This is a genomic window from Streptomyces sp. NPDC001410, from assembly GCF_042895235.1.
Classification (GTDB): Bacteria; Actinomycetota; Actinomycetes; order Streptomycetales; family Streptomycetaceae; genus Streptomyces.
This window is the reverse complement of record NZ_JBIAWE010000023.1, coordinates 16,059-32,265: the sequence shown is the minus strand read 5'-3', so window position 1 is coordinate 32,265 and position 16,207 is coordinate 16,059. Positions and strand designations below refer to the sequence as shown.

Genomic DNA, 16,207 nt, shown 5'->3' with positions numbered 1-16,207 from the left:
GAGGCCCCCGTGACCGCGCGCCGGTCACGGGGGCCTCTGCTCATCCCAGGGTGATCCAGGCCTGCACGGGCAGGTGGTCGCTCGGGAACCGGCCGTTCCTGGAGAAGGTGTTGATCGACACCCGCCGGGTCGTGACCCTCGGCGTGGACAGGATCCAGTCGATGCGGTCGCCGTTCCGGACGAGCGGCTTGTAGCCGTGGAACGTGCCGTACAGCGCGCTGCGCTCGGCGGCGGTCTCCCAGGTGTCGACGAGACCGGCGCCGAGCATCGTGTCGTAGACCCGGTTCCGATGCGCGGCGACGTTGAAGTCGCCGGTCACCACGACCGGCAGGGAGCGGTCGAGGCCGGCGATCCGCTGGGCCATGAGGGCGGCGCTGCGTTCGCGCGCGGACTGCCTCGCGTGGTCGAAGTGGGTGTTCACGACGTAGAACTCCCGTCCGCCGTCGTGCAGGTCGCGGAAGCGGACCCAGGTGACGATGCGCGGGAACGCGGCTCTCCAGGTGTTGGAGCCGATCACTTCCGGGGTGTCGGAGAGCCAGAAGGTGTAGTGCTCGACCGGGGACAGGCGCCGGGTGTCGTAGAAGATCGCCGCGAACTCGTCGCGGCTGCCGCCCTCGCGGCCGGTGCCGATCCAGTCGAAGTGCGGACCGAGGTCGGCGTCGATGTCGCGCAGCTGCTGGTAGAGGCCTTCCTGGGTGCCGATGACATGGGGCTGCTCGCGGCGCAGCAGTGTGCTCATCACCGGTCTGCGGACGGTCCAGCTGTTGGGCTCGGCGGCGCTCGCGAAGCGCAGGTTGAAGGACATGATCCCCAGGGGGCGGGCCCGGTGCTCCCGCGCCGAGGCGGACGGGGCGGGCAGTGCTGTACTGGACAGGGGAGTGGTGACGGCCGCGAGCAGTGCGGCCTTGAGACCCAGACGGCGCGTGACTCGGCTGCGGTTCGACACGGAGGCTCCTTCGGTGGAACGGCCGGGCGAGTCGTGCGAAAGAAAGTGTGCCGCAGCGGCGTCCCGTGGACATGGTGTTGACCATCTCGAAGGTCCCCGGATAACTTCATTCTACGGATTGTTGATTCCGCAGAGCGGAAACATGGAGGGTGTGGGATGGGTCAGCAGGAGAAGGTGGCGACGAGCCTCGCGGGCGCCGTCAGCGAGCGGATCAGCGCCTCCCTCGCGCCGGTCGACGCGGAACTGGAGCGCCGCTACCCCGGAGACCCCGGCACCCGGCAGCCCGTCCACACCGTGTACGTCCCCGGTGACGCCTTCGCCGCCGACACCATCCGCTCCTGGGGCGACCGGGCCCTCGCCGCCCTCGACGAGCACGCCCCGGACGCGGCCTCGTTCGCGGCCGTCCTCGGCCTGTCCGACGACCTCGCCGAGCCCGTCTACTCCCGAGTCCGCGCCAAGCTGGAGCGCGAGCCGATCGAGGACCTGCGCGTCGACTTCGAGGACGGCTACGGCCCCCGCCCGGACGCCGAGGAGGACGAGACGGCCGCCCGCGCCGCCCGTCTGATCGCCGAGGCCTGCAAGAACGGCACGGCGGCCCCGTACATGGGCATCCGCATGAAGTGCATGGAGGCCGCGGTACGCGACCGGGGCATCCGCACCCTCGACGTCTTCCTCACCGCGCTGATCGAGGCCGGCGGCCTGCCCGACGGGCTGGTGCTGACCCTGCCGAAGGTGACGTACGCCGAGCAGGTCGGCGCGTTCGTACGCCTGCTGGAGGCCTTCGAGAAGGTGCACGGCCTGGAGTCCGGGCGGCTCGGCTTCGAGATCCAGATCGAGACCAGCCAGTCCATCCTGGCCACCGACGGCACCGCGACCGTCGCCCGCATGATCCAGGCCGCCGAGGGCCGCGCCACCGGCCTGCACTACGGCACCTTCGACTACAGCGCCTGCCTCGGCGTCTCCGCCGCCTACCAGGCCAGCGACCACCCCGCCGCCGACCACGCCAAGGCGATCATGCAGGTCGCCGCCGCGGGCACCGGCGTACGCGTCTCGGACGGCTCCACCAACGTCCTGCCGGTCGGCCCGACCGCGAAGGTCCACGACGCCTGGCGCCTGCACTACGGCCTGACGCGGCGCGCGCTCGCCCGCGCCTACTACCAGGGCTGGGACATGCACCCCGGCCACATCCCGACCCGCTACGCCGCCGTCTTCGCCTTCTACCGCGAAGGTTTCGAGCAGGCGGCCGCCCGCCTCGCCCGCTATGCCAACCGCGCCGGCGGCGACGTCATGGACGAGCCCGCCACCGCCAAGGCCCTCAGCGGCTACCTGCTGCGCGGCCTGGACTGCGGCGCCCTGGACATCGCCGAGGTCGCCCGCCTCACCGGCCTGACCCGGGCCGACCTGGAGGGCTTCGCGGCGCCCCGGCGCGGCGACCTGACGGCCTCGGCGAAGTAGCGGCCTCCCGCGACAGGACGAGCCGCCCCGGTGCAGCGTCGTCATGCACTTCAACCTGGCCCCGTGAGCCCACGCCCGCCCCGTCAGCCCTGACCGGCGGGCATCATCCCGAGCAGCCGTCGGCCGCACCGAACACGGCCGACGGCGCCGACGGGCAGGTGTGGGCTACGGCCGGCCGTGCGCGTACGGCTCCAGCCCCGACTCCGTCACCCACGCGTGCTCGGCGAACAGCCGGGTGCCCCGCGCGCACAGCGCGGCGTCGGCGCGGGCCCGCGCGCAGAACTCCTCCGGTGTGACCCCGAACAGCGCGCGCAACAGGGCTGATGCCACGAGGAGTTCGGTGAGCAGCGGGCGCTGCCCGGGATGCCGGCGGGGTGCGCCCATGCCGTCGTGCAGCACGCCGTGCCGGTTGACGTAGGCGAACGCGCCGGTCAGCGCAGAGCCGTCCGGCAGCTCGATCCGCACGTCCGGTGCGGGCAGCCAGGCCCGCCGGAAGTGCGGCTCGCTGGCGTCGATCACCGCCAGCTGCCGCGGGTCCAGCCAGATGACGAACAACTCCCGTAAGCAGCGAGCGGACCTGACGGGAGAGGCGGAGACATAGCCCCGCACGCTCACATGGGCGGAGACGCCCACGTCGATCCCGGTCACCCGCGCCCGCACCATCGGGATGGCCGCGTCGATCCCGGACTCGTCCATCTTGTGGCGCAGTTGGCCCGGGCAGGCGTTGGAGCCGACGGCGAGGACCGGCGTCCGGTCCTCGTGCACCAACCGGTCCAGCGGCAGCATCCGGTCGCCGTGCAGCAGCCCGGAGTCGGCGGGCCAGGCGCCCGGATAGGTCAGCGGATGGTCGCGGGGTGCCTCGGCGAGGCCGAGTTCCGCCAGGGTGCGGCCGACGTCACGGGTCACGGGCGGCTCAGTCCGCGGGCGGCAGCTCGCCCGAGCCGCGGGTGACGAGCCGGGTCGGCAGCTCGATGCGCTCGGGCGCGACGAGGGTGCCGTCCAGCTGGCGGAAGAGACGCTCGGCGGCGGTCCGGCCGAGGGCGGCCGCGTCCTGGGCGACGACCGTGACACCCGGCTGGAGCAGATCGGCCAGCTCGATGTCGTCGAAGCCGACGAGGGCGACCGGGCGGGACTGCTCGGCGAGGACCCGGATCACGGTGACCGTCACCCGGTTGTTGCCCGCGAAGATCGCGGTGACGGGGGAGGGGCCGGCGAGCATCTCCTCGGCCGCCCGGCGCACCCGCGCCGGGTCCGTCGCCCCGAGCGACATCCACCGCTCCTCGACCGGTATCCCGGCGTCCTCCATGGCGGCCCGGTAGCCGCGCAGGCGCTCGGCCGCGGTGTGGATGCGGGGCATGTCGCCGATGAACCCGATGCGGCGATGGCCGTGCGCGATCAGGTGGGCGACGCCGTCGCGGGCGCCGCCGAAGTTGTCCGACAGCACGACGTCGGCGTCGATCTTCCCGGCGGGGCGGTCCACGAACACGGTGGCCACGCCCGCCCCGATCTCCGGCTCCAGGTAGCGGTGGTCGTCCCCGGCCGGGATCACCACCAGACCGTCCACCCGCCGGGCGCACAGCGCCAGCGCCAGCTCCTGCTCCCGGTCCGGGTCCTCGGCGCTGGAGCCGTTGATCAGCAGGGCGCCGTGGGCCCGGGCCACCTCCTCGACCGCGCGGCTCAGCGGGCCGTAGAACGGGTCGGCGAGGTCCTCCAGGACCAGGCCGATGCTGGCCGTACGGCCCTTGCGCAGGACGCGCGCGCTGTCGTTGCGACGGAAGCCGAGCGCGTCGATCGCCTCCTGGACACGGCGCTCGGTGTCCGGGGTGACGCCCGGCTCGCCGTTGACCACACGGGACACCGTCTTCAGGCCGACCCCGGCGCGCGCGGCCACGTCCTTCATCGTGGGACGGTTGCCGTATCGCGACCCGGAGCGGTCTGTGGGGCGATCTGCGCGGCGGCTGGTCTCGGGCACGATGCGGCGTCCTGTCCTGTCGTCCGGGTTGTCCACGGGGTGGTGCGTAGATCCGTGGTTTGTATGAGGATGTGGCGTCGAGCATAGAGCCTGGACAACGTTGTCAGATCCGCGAGACACTGTCCACCGCTGTCTCCGGCCTGCGCCCCCACCGCTGGACCGGCCTGCCTCTTTCTGGTTATTCAAGGTTCAACGGGGAGATCTGACACTGATGTACACCGACCTCGTGGCGGCCCTGGACATCGGCGGCACCAAGATCGCCGGCGCTCTGGTGGACGGTCACGGACGGATCCAGGCACGCGCACAGCGTGCGACGCCCGCGCAGCAGGACGGCGAAACGGTCATGCGGGCCGTCGAGGAGGTACTCGGCGACCTCGCCGGGTCACCCCTGTGGGGACGCGCCGGCTCCATAGGCATCGGCAGTGCGGGCCCGGTGGACGCCTCCGCGGGCACCGTCAGCCCCGTGAACGTGCCGGGCTGGCGTGACTTTCCGCTGGTCGAGCGGGTGCGCTCAGCCACCGGGGGGCTGCCGGTCGAGCTGATCGGCGACGGGGTGGCCATCACCGCGGCCGAACACTGGCAGGGCGCCGCCCGCGGCCACGACAACGCGCTGTGCATGGTGGTCTCCACCGGCGTCGGCGGCGGCCTGGTCCTCGGCGGGCAGCTGCATCCCGGCCCGACCGGCAACGCCGGGCACATCGGGCACATCAGCGTCGACCTCGACGGCGACCCGTGCCCGTGCGGCTCGCGCGGCTGCGTCGAGCGCATCGCCAGCGGCCCCAACATCGCCCGCCGCGCCCTGGAGCAGGGCTGGCGGCCGGGCCCGGACGGCGACACCTCCGCCGCGGCGGTCGCCGCCGCCGCCCGGCAGGGCGACCCGGTCGCCGTGGCCTCCTTCGAGCGGGCCGCCCAGGCCCTGGCCGCCGGCATCGCGGCCACCGCGACCTTGGTGGAGATCGACATCGCGGTGATCGGCGGGGGTGTCGGCAAGGCCGGCGACATCCTCTTCACCCCCCTGCGCAAGGCCCTCGCCGACTACGCGACCCTCTCCTTCGTCCAGCGGCTCACGGTGACGCCTGCGCAGATGGGTACCGATGCGGGTCTGGTCGGCGCTGCCGCGGCCGCGTTGGCTCTCAGGCCGGATGCGACTGCGGCGGGGGTTTGAGGGCGGTTGGGCGGCTTACGGTGACGCCTGCGCGGATGGGTACGGGTGCGGGTCTGGTTGGCGCCGTGGCGGCCGTGGCGGCCGTGTTGGCCCGTAGGCCGGATGCGATTGCGGCGGGGGTTTGAGGGCGGCTCGGCGGCTGAGGGCCGCGGGCGCGTGAACGGCCGCGGGTCTCATCGGTGCCACCGCGGCCGCGTTGGCCCGTAGGCCGGACGCGACCGCGGCAGGGGTTTGAGGGCGGCTCGGCGGCTGAGCTTGGCGTGGGCGTGCGGAACCACGGTCAGCGGCTGAGCCCGGCGTCCGTGTTCGGAGCCACCGTCAGCGGCTGGGCACGGCATGCGCGTTCGGAGCGGCGGTCAGCAGCGCAGCCCGGCGCCCGCGTTCCGAGCCGTGGTCAGCGGCTGAGCCCGGCGCCCGCGTTCCGAGCCGCGGTCAGCAGCTCAGCCGTGCGTTCGCCCAGTCCGCGTGGTCCGAGTCGATGCCGTCTCCGCCGTCGGTGACGACGAGGCGGACGACCTGGGCGCCGGTGACGTCGGCGGTGAGCGGCTGGGCGGGTTGTGTGTTGGTCAGTACGCCGGTCGAGGCGGCCTTGGTGCCGTCCGCCCAGATCTCGAAGGCGACGGTGCCCTTCGTGCCCTTCTCGTCGTCCACGCCGACGTCCGCGGTGACCTTCTCGCAGGTCTTGCCGGTGTAGAAGGAGATCTCACTGTCCGCGTGGACGCCGAGCCCCTTGGCGTACGCGACGCCGCCCAGGGTGATGGGGTGACCGTCGCCCGCGGCGCTCTCCCCGTTGCTGGTGTCGCGCTCGACCGGCCCCCAGCCGCCGGCCGCCGACAACCAGGGCAGATCGCTGAGGTACGACGTCCCGGTGGGCGGCGGCAGCACGACGGTCGCGGTCAGCGGGAGGGCGCTGGTGACGTTCTCTCCGGTGGGTGAGCGGTAACTCGCCTTGAGGGTGAGGCCGTAGGAACCGGTCGGTGTCCCCGCGGGGGCGGTGACCCGCCAGCCCGTGCGCAGCGACTTGCCCGTGGTGAGGGCGGTGGCCGTGGTCGCCGAGGTGGCACGTACGGTCCAGCCGTCCGGGCCGGTGAGTGAAACGGACACCCGGCGGGCGGATGTCCGGCCGAGATCGGTGACGGCGGTGGTCAGCGTGGCCGGGGTGCCCGCCTCCACGAACGGGCTTGAGTCCAGGCCGAGTTCCGCTGCGGGCGGGTTGACGGCCCAGTCCGGGTCGGCCGCGACCCGCAGCAGGACCGTGCCGTGGGCCGGGACGGTGGCCGCGAGGGTGCCCGCGGTGTTGTAGCTGCGGTGCTGCCACAGGTCGCGCAGGGTGTAGGCGGGAGCGTCGGGCAGGCCGACGGCTGCCGCGGTGGTGGCGATCCGCTGGGCGGTGCCGGACTCGTTGAACAGGGCGACGGCGCGGCTGCCGTCCTTCATCTCCTTGGCGATCACCCAGCGTCCGCCCCCGGAGGAGACGACCGTGCCCTGCTTGCCCAGCGGGTCCTGGTCGACGGCGATGACCTCTTTGTTGTCCAGGATGTCGAAGGTCGATTGCGAGGCCTTGCGCAGGTCCGTGCCGATGAGCAGGGGCGCGGCCATGACGGACCACAGGGAGAAATGCGAGCGGTACTCGGTGTCCGTCATCCCGCCGTTGCCGACCTCCAGCATGTCGGGGTCGTTCCAGTGGCCGGGCCCGGCGTACGGTGCGAGAGGCAGGTTCTGCTTGAGGATCGACAGCATCGAACCCCAGCTGTCGCTGATGTCACCGGTGGTCCGCCACAGGTGACCGACGTCCGACGCCCACTCCCAGGGCTTGTTCTCGCCCCATTCGCAGATGCTGTAGACGATGGGCCGGCCGGTCGCCTGGAGGGCGTCACGCATGGTCCGGTAGCGCAGCTTGGCGTCGACACCCAGGTTGTTGCAGTTGTCGTACTTGAGGTAGTCGACGCCCCAGTCGGCGAACTGCTGTGCGTCGCTGTACTCGTGGCCGAGCGCACCCGGGAAGCCCGCGCTGTTGCAGGTCTTGAAGCCGGCACTGGTGTAGATGCCGAGCTTGAGGCCCTTGCTGTGGACGTAGTCGGCGACGACCTTGATCCCGTTCGGGAAACGGGCCGGGTCCGGCACCAGCTTGCCCGCGGCGTCCCGGTTCGGCAGGGCCCAGCAGTCGTCGAGGTTCACGTACTGGTAGCCGGCGTCCTTCAGGCCCTTGGCCACGAAGAGGTCCGCGATCCCCTTGACCATGGCCTCGTTGAAGTCGGCACGGCAGTGCGTGGAGTTCCAGTTGTTGAAGCCCATGGGCGGGGTGAGGGCTAGGCCGTCGGCCGGCGAGGGTGCGGCGACGGGGTGCCGGGCGGGGGCCGCGACGGCGGGGGCGGCCAGGCCCGCCGTGCACAGCAGCCCTGCGGTGAGCGCTCCGGCCACTCTTCGGCGGGTGGTCCGGGTGGTGCGGGTGTGAGGGTGACGCATCGTTGACGTTCCTCCGACTCGCGCAAGGTGGGATGACGGCATGTACGTGTCACCAGTGCGCGCTTACGGTAGGACGTGTCGGACTGTGTTGGAAGAGGCGCGTCGAAGTTGTTCGATATTCCGTCAATCCCCTTGACAGCAGGGCGTTTTGGGAGAGGGTGGGGAGGCCGGGCGTTCGGTTCTGTTGGATCGCCGGGCCTCCCGCGGCCTCACCGGAACTCGTGCACGACCTCGATCCGGCCCGCGATGTGGGCGTTGAACTCGTCCAGCTCCTCGGCGGGCACCCACAACTCCAGGATCGTCTCGCCGCCGGCCTGCCGGACGGGATAGCGGCCGAGGAACTCCGTGTCGACCTCGAAGCGAGTGACGAACCCGGCGCCGCTGTGCTTGACGTTCCAGTCCCGGGCGATCCTGATCGCGTAGTCCTCGTTGAGAACCGGGTAGAAGATCGGCTGCTCGGGCAGTCGCGGCGGCCAGGCTCTCCAGTCCAGCTCCCGGACCAGGTCCAGCTCCTCGGGACCGGTGGGGCGCCAGAGAGTGGTCGTCGGGCGGGGACTGGTCATGGCTGTCGTTCTCCTGGTCGTGGTCCGCCTGCTTCGGGCGGGCCGGGACCAGGACGATACCGACGCCGTGATCACTGCGGCCACAGGGTTTCCGTAGGGACCGCCGCTCCTGACCGCCGCTCCCGGGCGCTTGACCCATGGGGTTCGCCGTCTTCGTGACCTTGCCGGGAATCGCGGTGATCCGCGTGACCCCCGGACGGTTCCGCAGTTGATCCAGGGCATGAAGAAGCGCAGCATGCTCGCCATCGCCACCCTCGCCACCGGATTCGTCGTGGCCGCCGTCACCCCCTCGCACTCTGCGGACAAGGGACCGCTCGGTGACCTCAACGTCTCCGGCACCCTCGACCACGTCGACCACATCGTCAGCCAGGACAGCTTCGCCGTGGACGACCACGCGCAGGGGCGGGAGTAGCCCGGCCCGGTGCCCGGACCCCGTGCCGGTGTCCCCGACGCGAGGGGCACCGGCACGCGCGTGTGCGCGCCCTCAACTGGATGTGGTTTCCGTGGCAGGGTGGAGCGGGCAAGCCACAGGGGGCCAACAGAAGAGGGGGAGTCCGTGACCGTCGTCTGGATCAACGGCGCGTTCGGTGCGGGGAAGACCACCACCGCACGGGAACTGATCGAACTGATCCCGAACAGCGCGCTCTTCGACCCCGAGGTCATCGGTGGAGCGCTCTCGCACCTGCTGCCGCCCAAGCGCCTCTCCGAGGTCGGCGACTTCCAGGACCTGCCGATCTGGCGCCGGCTCGTGATCGACACGGCGGCCGCGATGCTCGCCGAGCTGGGCGGGACCCTGGTGGTCCCGATGACCCTGCTGCGCCAGGAGTACCGCGACGAGATCTTCGGCGGCCTCGCCGCCCGCCGGATCCCCGTACGCCATCTGCTCCTCGCCCCGGCGGAAACGATCCTGCGCGAGCGGATAGCCGGGCGGGAGATCCCGCCGGACCTGCCCGACGGCGAGATACGCCAGCGGCAGTGGGCGTACGACCACATCGAGCCCTACCGCGCCGCCCTCACCGCCTGGCTCACCGCCGACGCCCACCTCGTGGACACCAGCACGCTCACCCCGTACGAGACCGCCGTCCGCGTCGCCGACGCCGTCGGCAGCGGCACCGTACCGCCCTGTGACATCGTGCAGACCCCCGAACCCACCGCCGAGACCCTCGCCGCCGGCGTGCTCCTCTTCGACGAGCAGGACCGGGTGCTGCTCGTCGACCCCACCTACAAGCCCGGCTGGGAGTTCCCCGGCGGGGTCGTCGAGCGAGGCGAGGCCCCCGCCCGCGCCGGTATGCGCGAGGTCGCCGAGGAGACCGGGATAAGGCTGCGGGAGGTGCCCCGGCTGCTCGTCGTGGACTGGGAGCGGCCCGTTCCCCCCGGCTTCGGGGGGCTGCGCCTGCTCTTCGACGGCGGCCGGCTGGACACCGCCGCGGCGGCCCGGGTGCTGCTGCCGGGGCCTGAGCTGCGCGCTTGGCGCTTCGCGACCGAACAGGAGGCCGCCGACATGCTGCCGCCGGTCCGCTACGAGCGGCTGCGCTGGGCGCTACGGGCCCGCGAACGCGGCGCCGCGCTCTATCTGGAGGCCGGCGTGCCGGTCGCCGGACAGGCCGCCTGACACACTCTGACGCCCCCGGATCCCCGCCGCGTCCGTGATGTCGGCGGGGAATCCCGCCCTGGCTCTTCTACGGATGTCCTCGCCCACAGATGTCCTGGACCGAGCCGCTCTCCACGATCCGCCCGGCGTGAACCCGGTGGCCTGCCACTACGCCGAGAGCATCGAAATGTTGTAGGCGCGGCTCAGCTCGGCGTCCGGGTACGGGGTCAGCCGGCTCTCCCGCACGAGCGGCCGGCTGAAGTCGCCCATGGCGGCGGCGACGGGCGCGTAGCGGGTCAGCAGCTCGGCGGCGGCCCGGGGAATGCCCTCGGGCCGGGCACCGGCGGCCAGCGCCCGGATGTACTCCTCGCGTTCCTCCCGGCCGTACCCGTACAGCGCGGTGACGAGCCAGATCACCAGGTGATAGGCGGTGTAGACGCGGTCGTAGTGCCGGTGCCGGGCGAGAAACTCCCGCTCCTCGGCGTCCAGTTGGAAGGCGGATCCGAGTGAGAGGCCGAAGTCGGTGAGGTACAGCCTGCGGCCGTCGGTCAGGATGTTGCGGAAGTGGGCGTCGAAGTGCAGGAGTCGGTAGGACTCCAGCGCATCTGTCAGCTCCGTCAGGCTCTCCGCCACCCAGGTGCACGCCGCGTCCGCGCGGTCCGTGCGCAGTTCGGCGGCCAGCCAGTCGTGCAGGGTGTGCGGGACGTGCTCCAGGAACAGGGTCAGGCTCGCGGAGGCCGTCCGCAGAGCTTCGAGGCGTTCCCGCACGCCCGCGCCCCAGTAGGCCACGGCCCGCTCCACGTCGGCGAGTTCGTCGGGGAGGGGCTGGGGCTCGTCGGGCAGGACCCGCCAGTGGTGCAGCAGCGGAAAGCCGGGGAATCCTCCGGCCGCCGCGCCCTCCGTGGTCAGCGTGTGCGTGGCCAGCTCCCGCCAGGCGGTGTATCCCGGACTTCCCGGGCTGCCGATGCCGTAGTGGCAGTACGACGGCAGGCCGAACAGGTTCGCCGTCGACCGCTCGTTCCCGGGCAGCCGTTCCAGGTCCGTCAGCGGCACCCGCTTGACGAACACCGGCCGGCCGTCGACCAGGAGGCGTACGGCTCTGCCGCCGATGCCCGTGCCGAGCGGCTCGCCCGCCGCGACCAGCTCGGCCAGCTCCCGGTCGCCCAGCGGGGCGAGGGAACGGGCGATGCGGGTGTGGGCGGCGAGGCGTTCGGGGGAGGTCATGCCCCCCATGATCAGCCGGTGGCCGGGTGACTGTCCGCCGCTTTCCGAAGTGCGGCCGAGGCCCTGCCCACCACCGGATCGCCGTGCCCGAAGCAGGCCACGTCCGCGTCGAGGGCCGCCAACCGGTGGAATGAGCCCAGGAGTTGGGGACGGTCGAGGTTGAACACGCCCGACATCACCGCTCCGTCGACCGGCGAGGCCGCCACCGTGTCACCGGTGAACAGCACGCCCTCGTCGGGAAGAAACAGCGCGATGCTGCCGTCCGTGTGCCCCGGTACATGGACGACCCGCGCACCGCCGCCGAAGTCGAGCACGTCACCGTCGGACACGGGAGTGACGCTCCGCGGGCGCACCGGCTCGCCCTGGGGAAGGTGCCGGGACACCTCCGCGTGGATCGGCAGCTCCCAGTCCTCGAACCGCGGGGGCGGACCGGGGAGTTCACCCCGGACGAACGGTGCGTCCAGGTCGTGGGCCAGTACCTCGGCGCCGCTGAGCGCGGCGAACTCGCCCGCCCCGCCCGCGTGGTCCTCGTGGAAATGGGTCAGCACGATCCGTCGTACGTCCCTGGGGGCGCGGCCCAGCGCGGTGAGCGCGTCGGCGATCGTGCGGCCCGCGCCGATCCAGCCCGCGTCGATCAGCGTGGACTCCGTGTCGTCGTGCCAGAGGTAGGCCTGGCCGACCGGGAAGCGCAGGAGGTGGAGGCGGGGGAGCAGTTCGATGACGTCCATGCGCCGACGCTAGGCAGCGCCCCCGCCGTCGGGCGAGGGCGCTCTGCCGTCGGCAGAAGACTTCAGCCCGCCGCGTAGTTCCGCAGGAACAGCGCCTCGGCGACCGACAGCCGCTCCAGCTCCTCGGGGGACACACTCTCGTTGACCGCGTGGATCTGTGCCTCCGGCTCGCTCAGGCCGATCAGCAGGATCTCCGCCTCCGGGTAGAGGCCGGCGAGGGTGTTGCACAGCGGGATGGAGCCGCCCTGGCCGGCGTACTGCATGGTCTCGCCCGGGTAGGCGACCGCCATCGCGTCGGCCATCGCCTGGTAGGCCGGGCTGGAGGGGTCGGCGCGGAACGCCTGGCCCTGGCCGATCTGCTCGGTGCTCACCCGTGCGCCCCACGGCGTGTGGGCCTCGAGGTGGGCCTGGAGCAGCTTGGTGGCCTCGGCCGAGTCGACGCCCGGCGGCACCCGCAGGCTGATCAGGGCGCGGGCGCTCGACTGGACCGACGGGGTGGCGCCCACCACCGGCGGGCAGTCGATGCCGAGGACGGTGACGGCCGGGCGGGCCCAGATGCGGTCGGCCACCGAGCCGTCACCGATCAGACCGACCCCGTCCAGTATTTTGGCGTCCTTGCGGAACTGCTCCTCGGTGTACTCGAGACCGTCCCACTGCGCCGTGGCGTCGAGGCCGTCGATCGTGGTCGAGCCGTCCTCGGCGCGCAGGGAGTCCAGGACGCGGATCAGCGAGGCCAGCGCGTCCGGGGCGGCGCCGCCGAACTGGCCCGAGTGCAGGTTGCCCGCGAGGGTGTCGATCTGGACCCGGACCAGCGTCATACCGCGCAGAGTGGTGGTCACCGTCGGCAGGCCCACGCGGAAGTTGCCCGCGTCGCCGATGACGATCGTGTCCGCCTTCAGCAGCTCGGGGTGCTGCTCGGCGTACCGCTCCAGACCGCCCGTGCCCTGTTCCTCGGAGCCCTCGACGATCACCTTCACGTGCACGGGGATGCCGCCGTTCGCCTTCAGGGCGCGCAGCGCGAGCAGGTGCATGATCGCACCGCCCTTGCAGTCGGCGGTCCCGCGGCCGTACCAGCGGCCGTCCCGCTCGGTCAGCTCGAACGGCGGGGTGTCCCAGCGGGCCTCGTCCAGCGGCGGCTGCACGTCGTAGTGCGCGTAGAGCAGAACCGTTTTGGCGCCTTCGGGGCCCGGCAGGTAGCCGTACACCGACTGCGTGCCGTCGGGGGTGTCGAGGACGGCCACGTCCACGAAGTCCTCGGCGCGCAGCGCGTCGGCGATCCAGTTCGCGGCACCCTCGCTCTCGCTCTTCGGGAACTGCGCGAAGTCCGCCACCGACTTGAAGGCGACCAGTTCGGTCAGCTCCGCCTTCGCTCTGGGCAGCAGCGAGGCGACGGTCTCGGCGACCGGATTCGACGACATGGGCACGCTCCTCGTGGGTGCGACGTTGTACGGCTGGATAGACCGATCCTCCCACAGTGGCCTGCGACGACGGTCGCCGTAGGATGCGGAGGACAGGTGCGGCAGCGGCTTGATCGGAGCAGTAGACCATCGTGAGCGGCGAGAACTCTTCGGCGGACGACGTGCAGCGGGTGTGGGACGTCGTCGTGGTGGGCGCGGGACCCGCGGGGGCCTCGGCCGCCTATGCGGCAGCGGTCGCGGGGCGACGCGTGCTGTTGCTGGAGAAAGCCGAGCTGCCGCGCTACAAGACGTGCGGCGGCGGCATCATCGGCCCCTCGCGCGACGCGCTGCCGCCCGGCTTCGAGCTGCCGTTCCAGGACCGTGTGCACGCGGTGACGTTCTCGAACAACGGACGCTTCACCCGCACCCGCCGCTCCAAGCAGATGCTGTTCGGGCTGATCAACCGGCCCGAGTTCGATCAGCAGCTGGTCGAGCACGCCCAGAAGGCGGGCGCCGAACTGCGGACGGGCGCCGCGGTGCAGCGCGTCGAGCAGCACGGCTCCGCGGTGCCGGACCGGCGCACGGTCGCCGTGGTGCTCCAGGGCGGGGAGACCGTCCTGGCGCGCGCGGTCGTCGGTGCCGACGGCAGCGCCAGCCGCATAGGGGCGCACGTCGGGGTGAAGCTGGACCAGGTCGACCTCGGCCTGGAGGCGGAGATCCCGGTCCCGGAGACGGTCGCCGAGGACTGGAAGGGCCGGGTGCTCATCGACTGGGGCCCCATGCCGGGCAGTTACGGCTGGGTCTTCCCGAAGGGCGACACCCTGACGGTCGGTGTGATCTCGGCGCGCGGCGAAGGTGCCGCCACCAAGCGGTACTTGGAGGACTTCATCGCCCGGCTCGGGCTGGCCGGCTTCGAACCGAGCATCTCCTCCGGGCATCTGACGCGCTGCCGTGCCGACGACTCGCCGCTCTCCCGCGGCCGGGTGCTGGTCTGCGGTGACGCGGCGGGCCTGCTGGAGCCGTGGACCCGTGAGGGCATCTCCTTCGCGCTGCGCTCGGGCCGGCTGGCGGGGGAGTGGGCGGTCCGGATCGCCGAGGCGCACGACGCCGTCGACACCCGCCGCCAGGCCCTGAACTACGCGTTCGCGATCAAGGCGGGGCTCGGCGTGGAGATGAGCGTCGGCAAGCGCATGCTGGCCGCGTTCGAGCGCCGTCCCGGCATCTTCCACGCGGCCCTCACCGGCTTCCGTCCCGCCTGGCGGGCGTTCAAGGAGATCACGCAGGGCTCGACGTCCCTGGGTGAGCTGGTCCGGGCGCACCCGCTCGCCCAGCGCGCCCTGACCGCGCTGGACCGGGGGCCGGCGACCGCGGCGGAGGACCCCGTCACTTCGTGACGGTGATCCGGAAGACCGGGTGGTCGGGGGCGATCCCGAGGATCTCGGCGTCGGAGGACGTGGCCGTGACGCCCGCGAAGTAGTCCTTGACCTCCCAGCCCCACTTCTCCAGGTAGGTGCGCAGGATCGGGAGCTTCTCCTCGTCGGGAAGCTCCACCACGGTGAACGCGCGCACCTTCCGGCCCACCCGCAGCTCTCCGCCGTTCGCGGCCCGCATGTTGCGCACCCACTGGGAGTGGCCGCGCGCCGATACCAGGTACTGCTCGCCCTCGTGGGTGTGGGGGTTGACCGGGACGCGCTGCATCGCGCCGCTCTTGCGGCCGCGCACGGACAGCTCGGCGGAGCCCGCGATGCTGAGTCCGTGCCGGGCGAGCCAGGCGACGATCCCGTTCATGCGCACGGCCATCGGGCTGCTCTTCACGTAGTACGGCGAAGACGACGACATGGTGACTGACCCCCACTGTTGGGAGAGCGGTGCTCTCGCTTGACTCCAGTGTGGGGGAGACGGGCATGTCAGCGCAAGAGCAGTGCTCTCGTTTTTGTTCGGCGCTCTCGTTTGTGTGCACTGCTCTGCCGTCGTGGCACACTGCTGGCATGAGCACCGCACAGGGCGCCCGCGCGCGGGCCAGGATCGAAGTCGCCGCCGCCATCAAGGACGAGGCGCGCAGACAGCTCGCGGCGGAGGGCGCGGCCAAGCTCTCGCTGCGGGCCGTGGCCCGCGCGCTGGGCATGGTCTCCTCGGCGCTCTACCGCTACTTCCCGAGCCGCGACGAGCTGCTGACCGCGCTGATCATCGACGCCTACGACTCCCTCGGCGAGGCTGCGGAGGCGGCCCACGGGGCGGTTGCCGACACGGAGCATGTGCGGCGCTGGACGGCCGTGTGTGAGGCGGCGCGCGCCTGGGCCCTCGCCCATCCGCACGAGTACGCCCTGATCTACGGATCGCCCGTCCCCGGCTACGCCGCCCCCGAGACCACCGTCCCGGCCGCCTCCCGCGTCGGCCTGCTCTTCATCGGCATCGTCCGTGACGCCCACCAGGGTCCCGGCCTCGCCGACCTGCCCCTGCCGGCCGAGCTGCGCCCCGAAGCCGAGCGCATGGCGGCGGACCTGGCACCCGACCTGCCTCCCGAGGCGGCCGTGGCGCTGGTGGCGGCCTGGGCCGAGCTGTTCGGGCTGGTCGGGTTCGAGCTGTTCGGGCAGTTCCACCGGGTGGTCGAGGACCGGGAGACCTTCTTCCGGCACGCGGCCGCCCGGCTCGCCCACGGCGTGGGACTGCGCCCCTGACGGCCGGAGTCCGAGCCCGGCT

Annotated in this window: 15 protein-coding genes; 6 read left to right on the top strand and 9 right to left on the bottom strand. The window is 72.2% G+C overall.

Features of this window, described 5'->3' with window-relative positions; translation table 11 throughout:
- Positions 1 to 40 precede the first annotated feature (40 nt).
- A complete protein-coding gene (locus tag ACFY3C_RS38310; RefSeq protein WP_390774114.1) occupies positions 41 to 946 on the bottom strand; it encodes an endonuclease/exonuclease/phosphatase family protein in 906 nt (301 codons plus the stop codon).
- A 156-nt stretch (positions 947 to 1,102) separates the two neighbouring features.
- Between ACFY3C_RS38310 and ACFY3C_RS38305 the strand changes: the two genes are divergently transcribed.
- Entirely contained in the window at positions 1,103 to 2,401 is a 1,299-nt protein-coding gene (locus ACFY3C_RS38305; RefSeq protein ID WP_390774113.1) for a DUF6986 family protein, read from the top strand.
- Positions 2,402 to 2,566: 165 nt separating this feature from the next.
- Here the strand turns inward: ACFY3C_RS38305 and ACFY3C_RS38300 are convergent, their stop codons facing one another.
- Together ACFY3C_RS38300 and ACFY3C_RS38295 are read right to left on the bottom strand one after the other, a co-directional pair.
- Positions 2,567 to 3,307: a hypothetical protein gene (locus ACFY3C_RS38300; protein ID WP_390774112.1), complete on the bottom strand. Its 741-nt coding sequence runs from the start codon at positions 3,305 to 3,307 to the stop codon at positions 2,567 to 2,569.
- Positions 3,308 to 3,314: 7 nt separating this feature from the next.
- Complete coding sequence (locus ACFY3C_RS38295) at positions 3,315 to 4,373, bottom strand: LacI family DNA-binding transcriptional regulator (RefSeq protein ID WP_390774208.1); 1,059 nt, start codon at positions 4,371 to 4,373, stop codon at positions 3,315 to 3,317.
- A 211-nt stretch (positions 4,374 to 4,584) separates the two neighbouring features.
- Here ACFY3C_RS38295 and ACFY3C_RS38290 point away from each other — a divergent pair, with 211 nt between their 5' ends.
- Positions 4,585 to 5,538 (top strand): ROK family protein, encoded by a 954-nt coding sequence (locus ACFY3C_RS38290; protein WP_389178011.1) that lies wholly within the window; start codon positions 4,585 to 4,587, stop codon positions 5,536 to 5,538.
- A gap of 432 nt (positions 5,539 to 5,970) precedes the next feature.
- On the opposite strand, the gene ACFY3C_RS38285 is transcribed toward ACFY3C_RS38290, so the two are convergent.
- Both ACFY3C_RS38285 and ACFY3C_RS38280 read right to left on the bottom strand, forming a co-directional pair.
- Positions 5,971 to 8,004, bottom strand: coding sequence for an NPCBM/NEW2 domain-containing protein (locus ACFY3C_RS38285; protein ID WP_390774111.1), 2,034 nt, complete (start codon positions 8,002 to 8,004; stop codon positions 5,971 to 5,973).
- A gap of 209 nt (positions 8,005 to 8,213) precedes the next feature.
- A complete protein-coding gene (locus ACFY3C_RS38280) occupies positions 8,214 to 8,567 on the bottom strand; it encodes a hypothetical protein (protein ID WP_389178005.1) in 354 nt (117 codons plus the stop codon).
- 220 nt (positions 8,568 to 8,787) lie between these two features.
- Here ACFY3C_RS38280 and ACFY3C_RS38275 point away from each other — a divergent pair, with 220 nt between their 5' ends.
- Complete coding sequence (locus ACFY3C_RS38275; protein WP_386575124.1) at positions 8,788 to 8,979, top strand: hypothetical protein; 192 nt, start codon at positions 8,788 to 8,790, stop codon at positions 8,977 to 8,979.
- Positions 8,980 to 9,123: 144 nt separating this feature from the next.
- Positions 9,124 to 10,179 (top strand): NUDIX domain-containing protein, encoded by a 1,056-nt coding sequence (locus ACFY3C_RS38270; protein WP_390774110.1) that lies wholly within the window; start codon positions 9,124 to 9,126, stop codon positions 10,177 to 10,179.
- A 147-nt stretch (positions 10,180 to 10,326) separates the two neighbouring features.
- Here the strand turns inward: ACFY3C_RS38270 and ACFY3C_RS38265 are convergent, their stop codons facing one another.
- The 3 genes from ACFY3C_RS38265 to ACFY3C_RS38255 all read right to left on the bottom strand — a co-directional run bounded on the left by ACFY3C_RS38265 (position 10,327) and on the right by ACFY3C_RS38255 (position 13,528).
- Positions 10,327 to 11,382, bottom strand: a complete 1,056-nt coding sequence (locus tag ACFY3C_RS38265) for a protein kinase family protein (protein ID WP_390774109.1) — start codon at positions 11,380 to 11,382, stop codon at positions 10,327 to 10,329.
- An 11-nt stretch (positions 11,383 to 11,393) separates the two neighbouring features.
- Positions 11,394 to 12,110 (bottom strand): MBL fold metallo-hydrolase, encoded by a 717-nt coding sequence (locus ACFY3C_RS38260; RefSeq protein WP_390774108.1) that lies wholly within the window; start codon positions 12,108 to 12,110, stop codon positions 11,394 to 11,396.
- A 62-nt stretch (positions 12,111 to 12,172) separates the two neighbouring features.
- The gene (locus ACFY3C_RS38255; protein WP_390774107.1) at positions 12,173 to 13,528 is read right to left on the bottom strand and encodes a dipeptidase; all 1,356 of its coding nucleotides are present in this window, start codon (positions 13,526 to 13,528) and stop codon (positions 12,173 to 12,175) included.
- Positions 13,529 to 13,659: 131 nt separating this feature from the next.
- Here ACFY3C_RS38255 and ACFY3C_RS38250 point away from each other — a divergent pair, with 131 nt between their 5' ends.
- A complete protein-coding gene (locus tag ACFY3C_RS38250) occupies positions 13,660 to 14,901 on the top strand; it encodes a geranylgeranyl reductase family protein (RefSeq protein ID WP_386575129.1) in 1,242 nt (413 codons plus the stop codon).
- On the opposite strand, the gene ACFY3C_RS38245 is transcribed toward ACFY3C_RS38250, so the two are convergent.
- Positions 14,891 to 15,346 (bottom strand): nitroreductase family deazaflavin-dependent oxidoreductase, encoded by a 456-nt coding sequence (locus ACFY3C_RS38245; protein ID WP_386575130.1) that lies wholly within the window; start codon positions 15,344 to 15,346, stop codon positions 14,891 to 14,893. The two genes, ACFY3C_RS38250 and ACFY3C_RS38245, sit on opposite strands and share 11 nt — an antisense overlap.
- Positions 15,347 to 15,495: 149 nt before the next feature.
- Here ACFY3C_RS38245 and ACFY3C_RS38240 point away from each other — a divergent pair, with 149 nt between their 5' ends.
- On the top strand, positions 15,496 to 16,185 hold the full coding sequence (locus ACFY3C_RS38240; protein WP_390774106.1) for a TetR/AcrR family transcriptional regulator: 690 nt from the start codon (positions 15,496 to 15,498) through the stop codon (positions 16,183 to 16,185).
- The last annotated feature ends 22 nt before the right edge of the window (positions 16,186 to 16,207 follow it).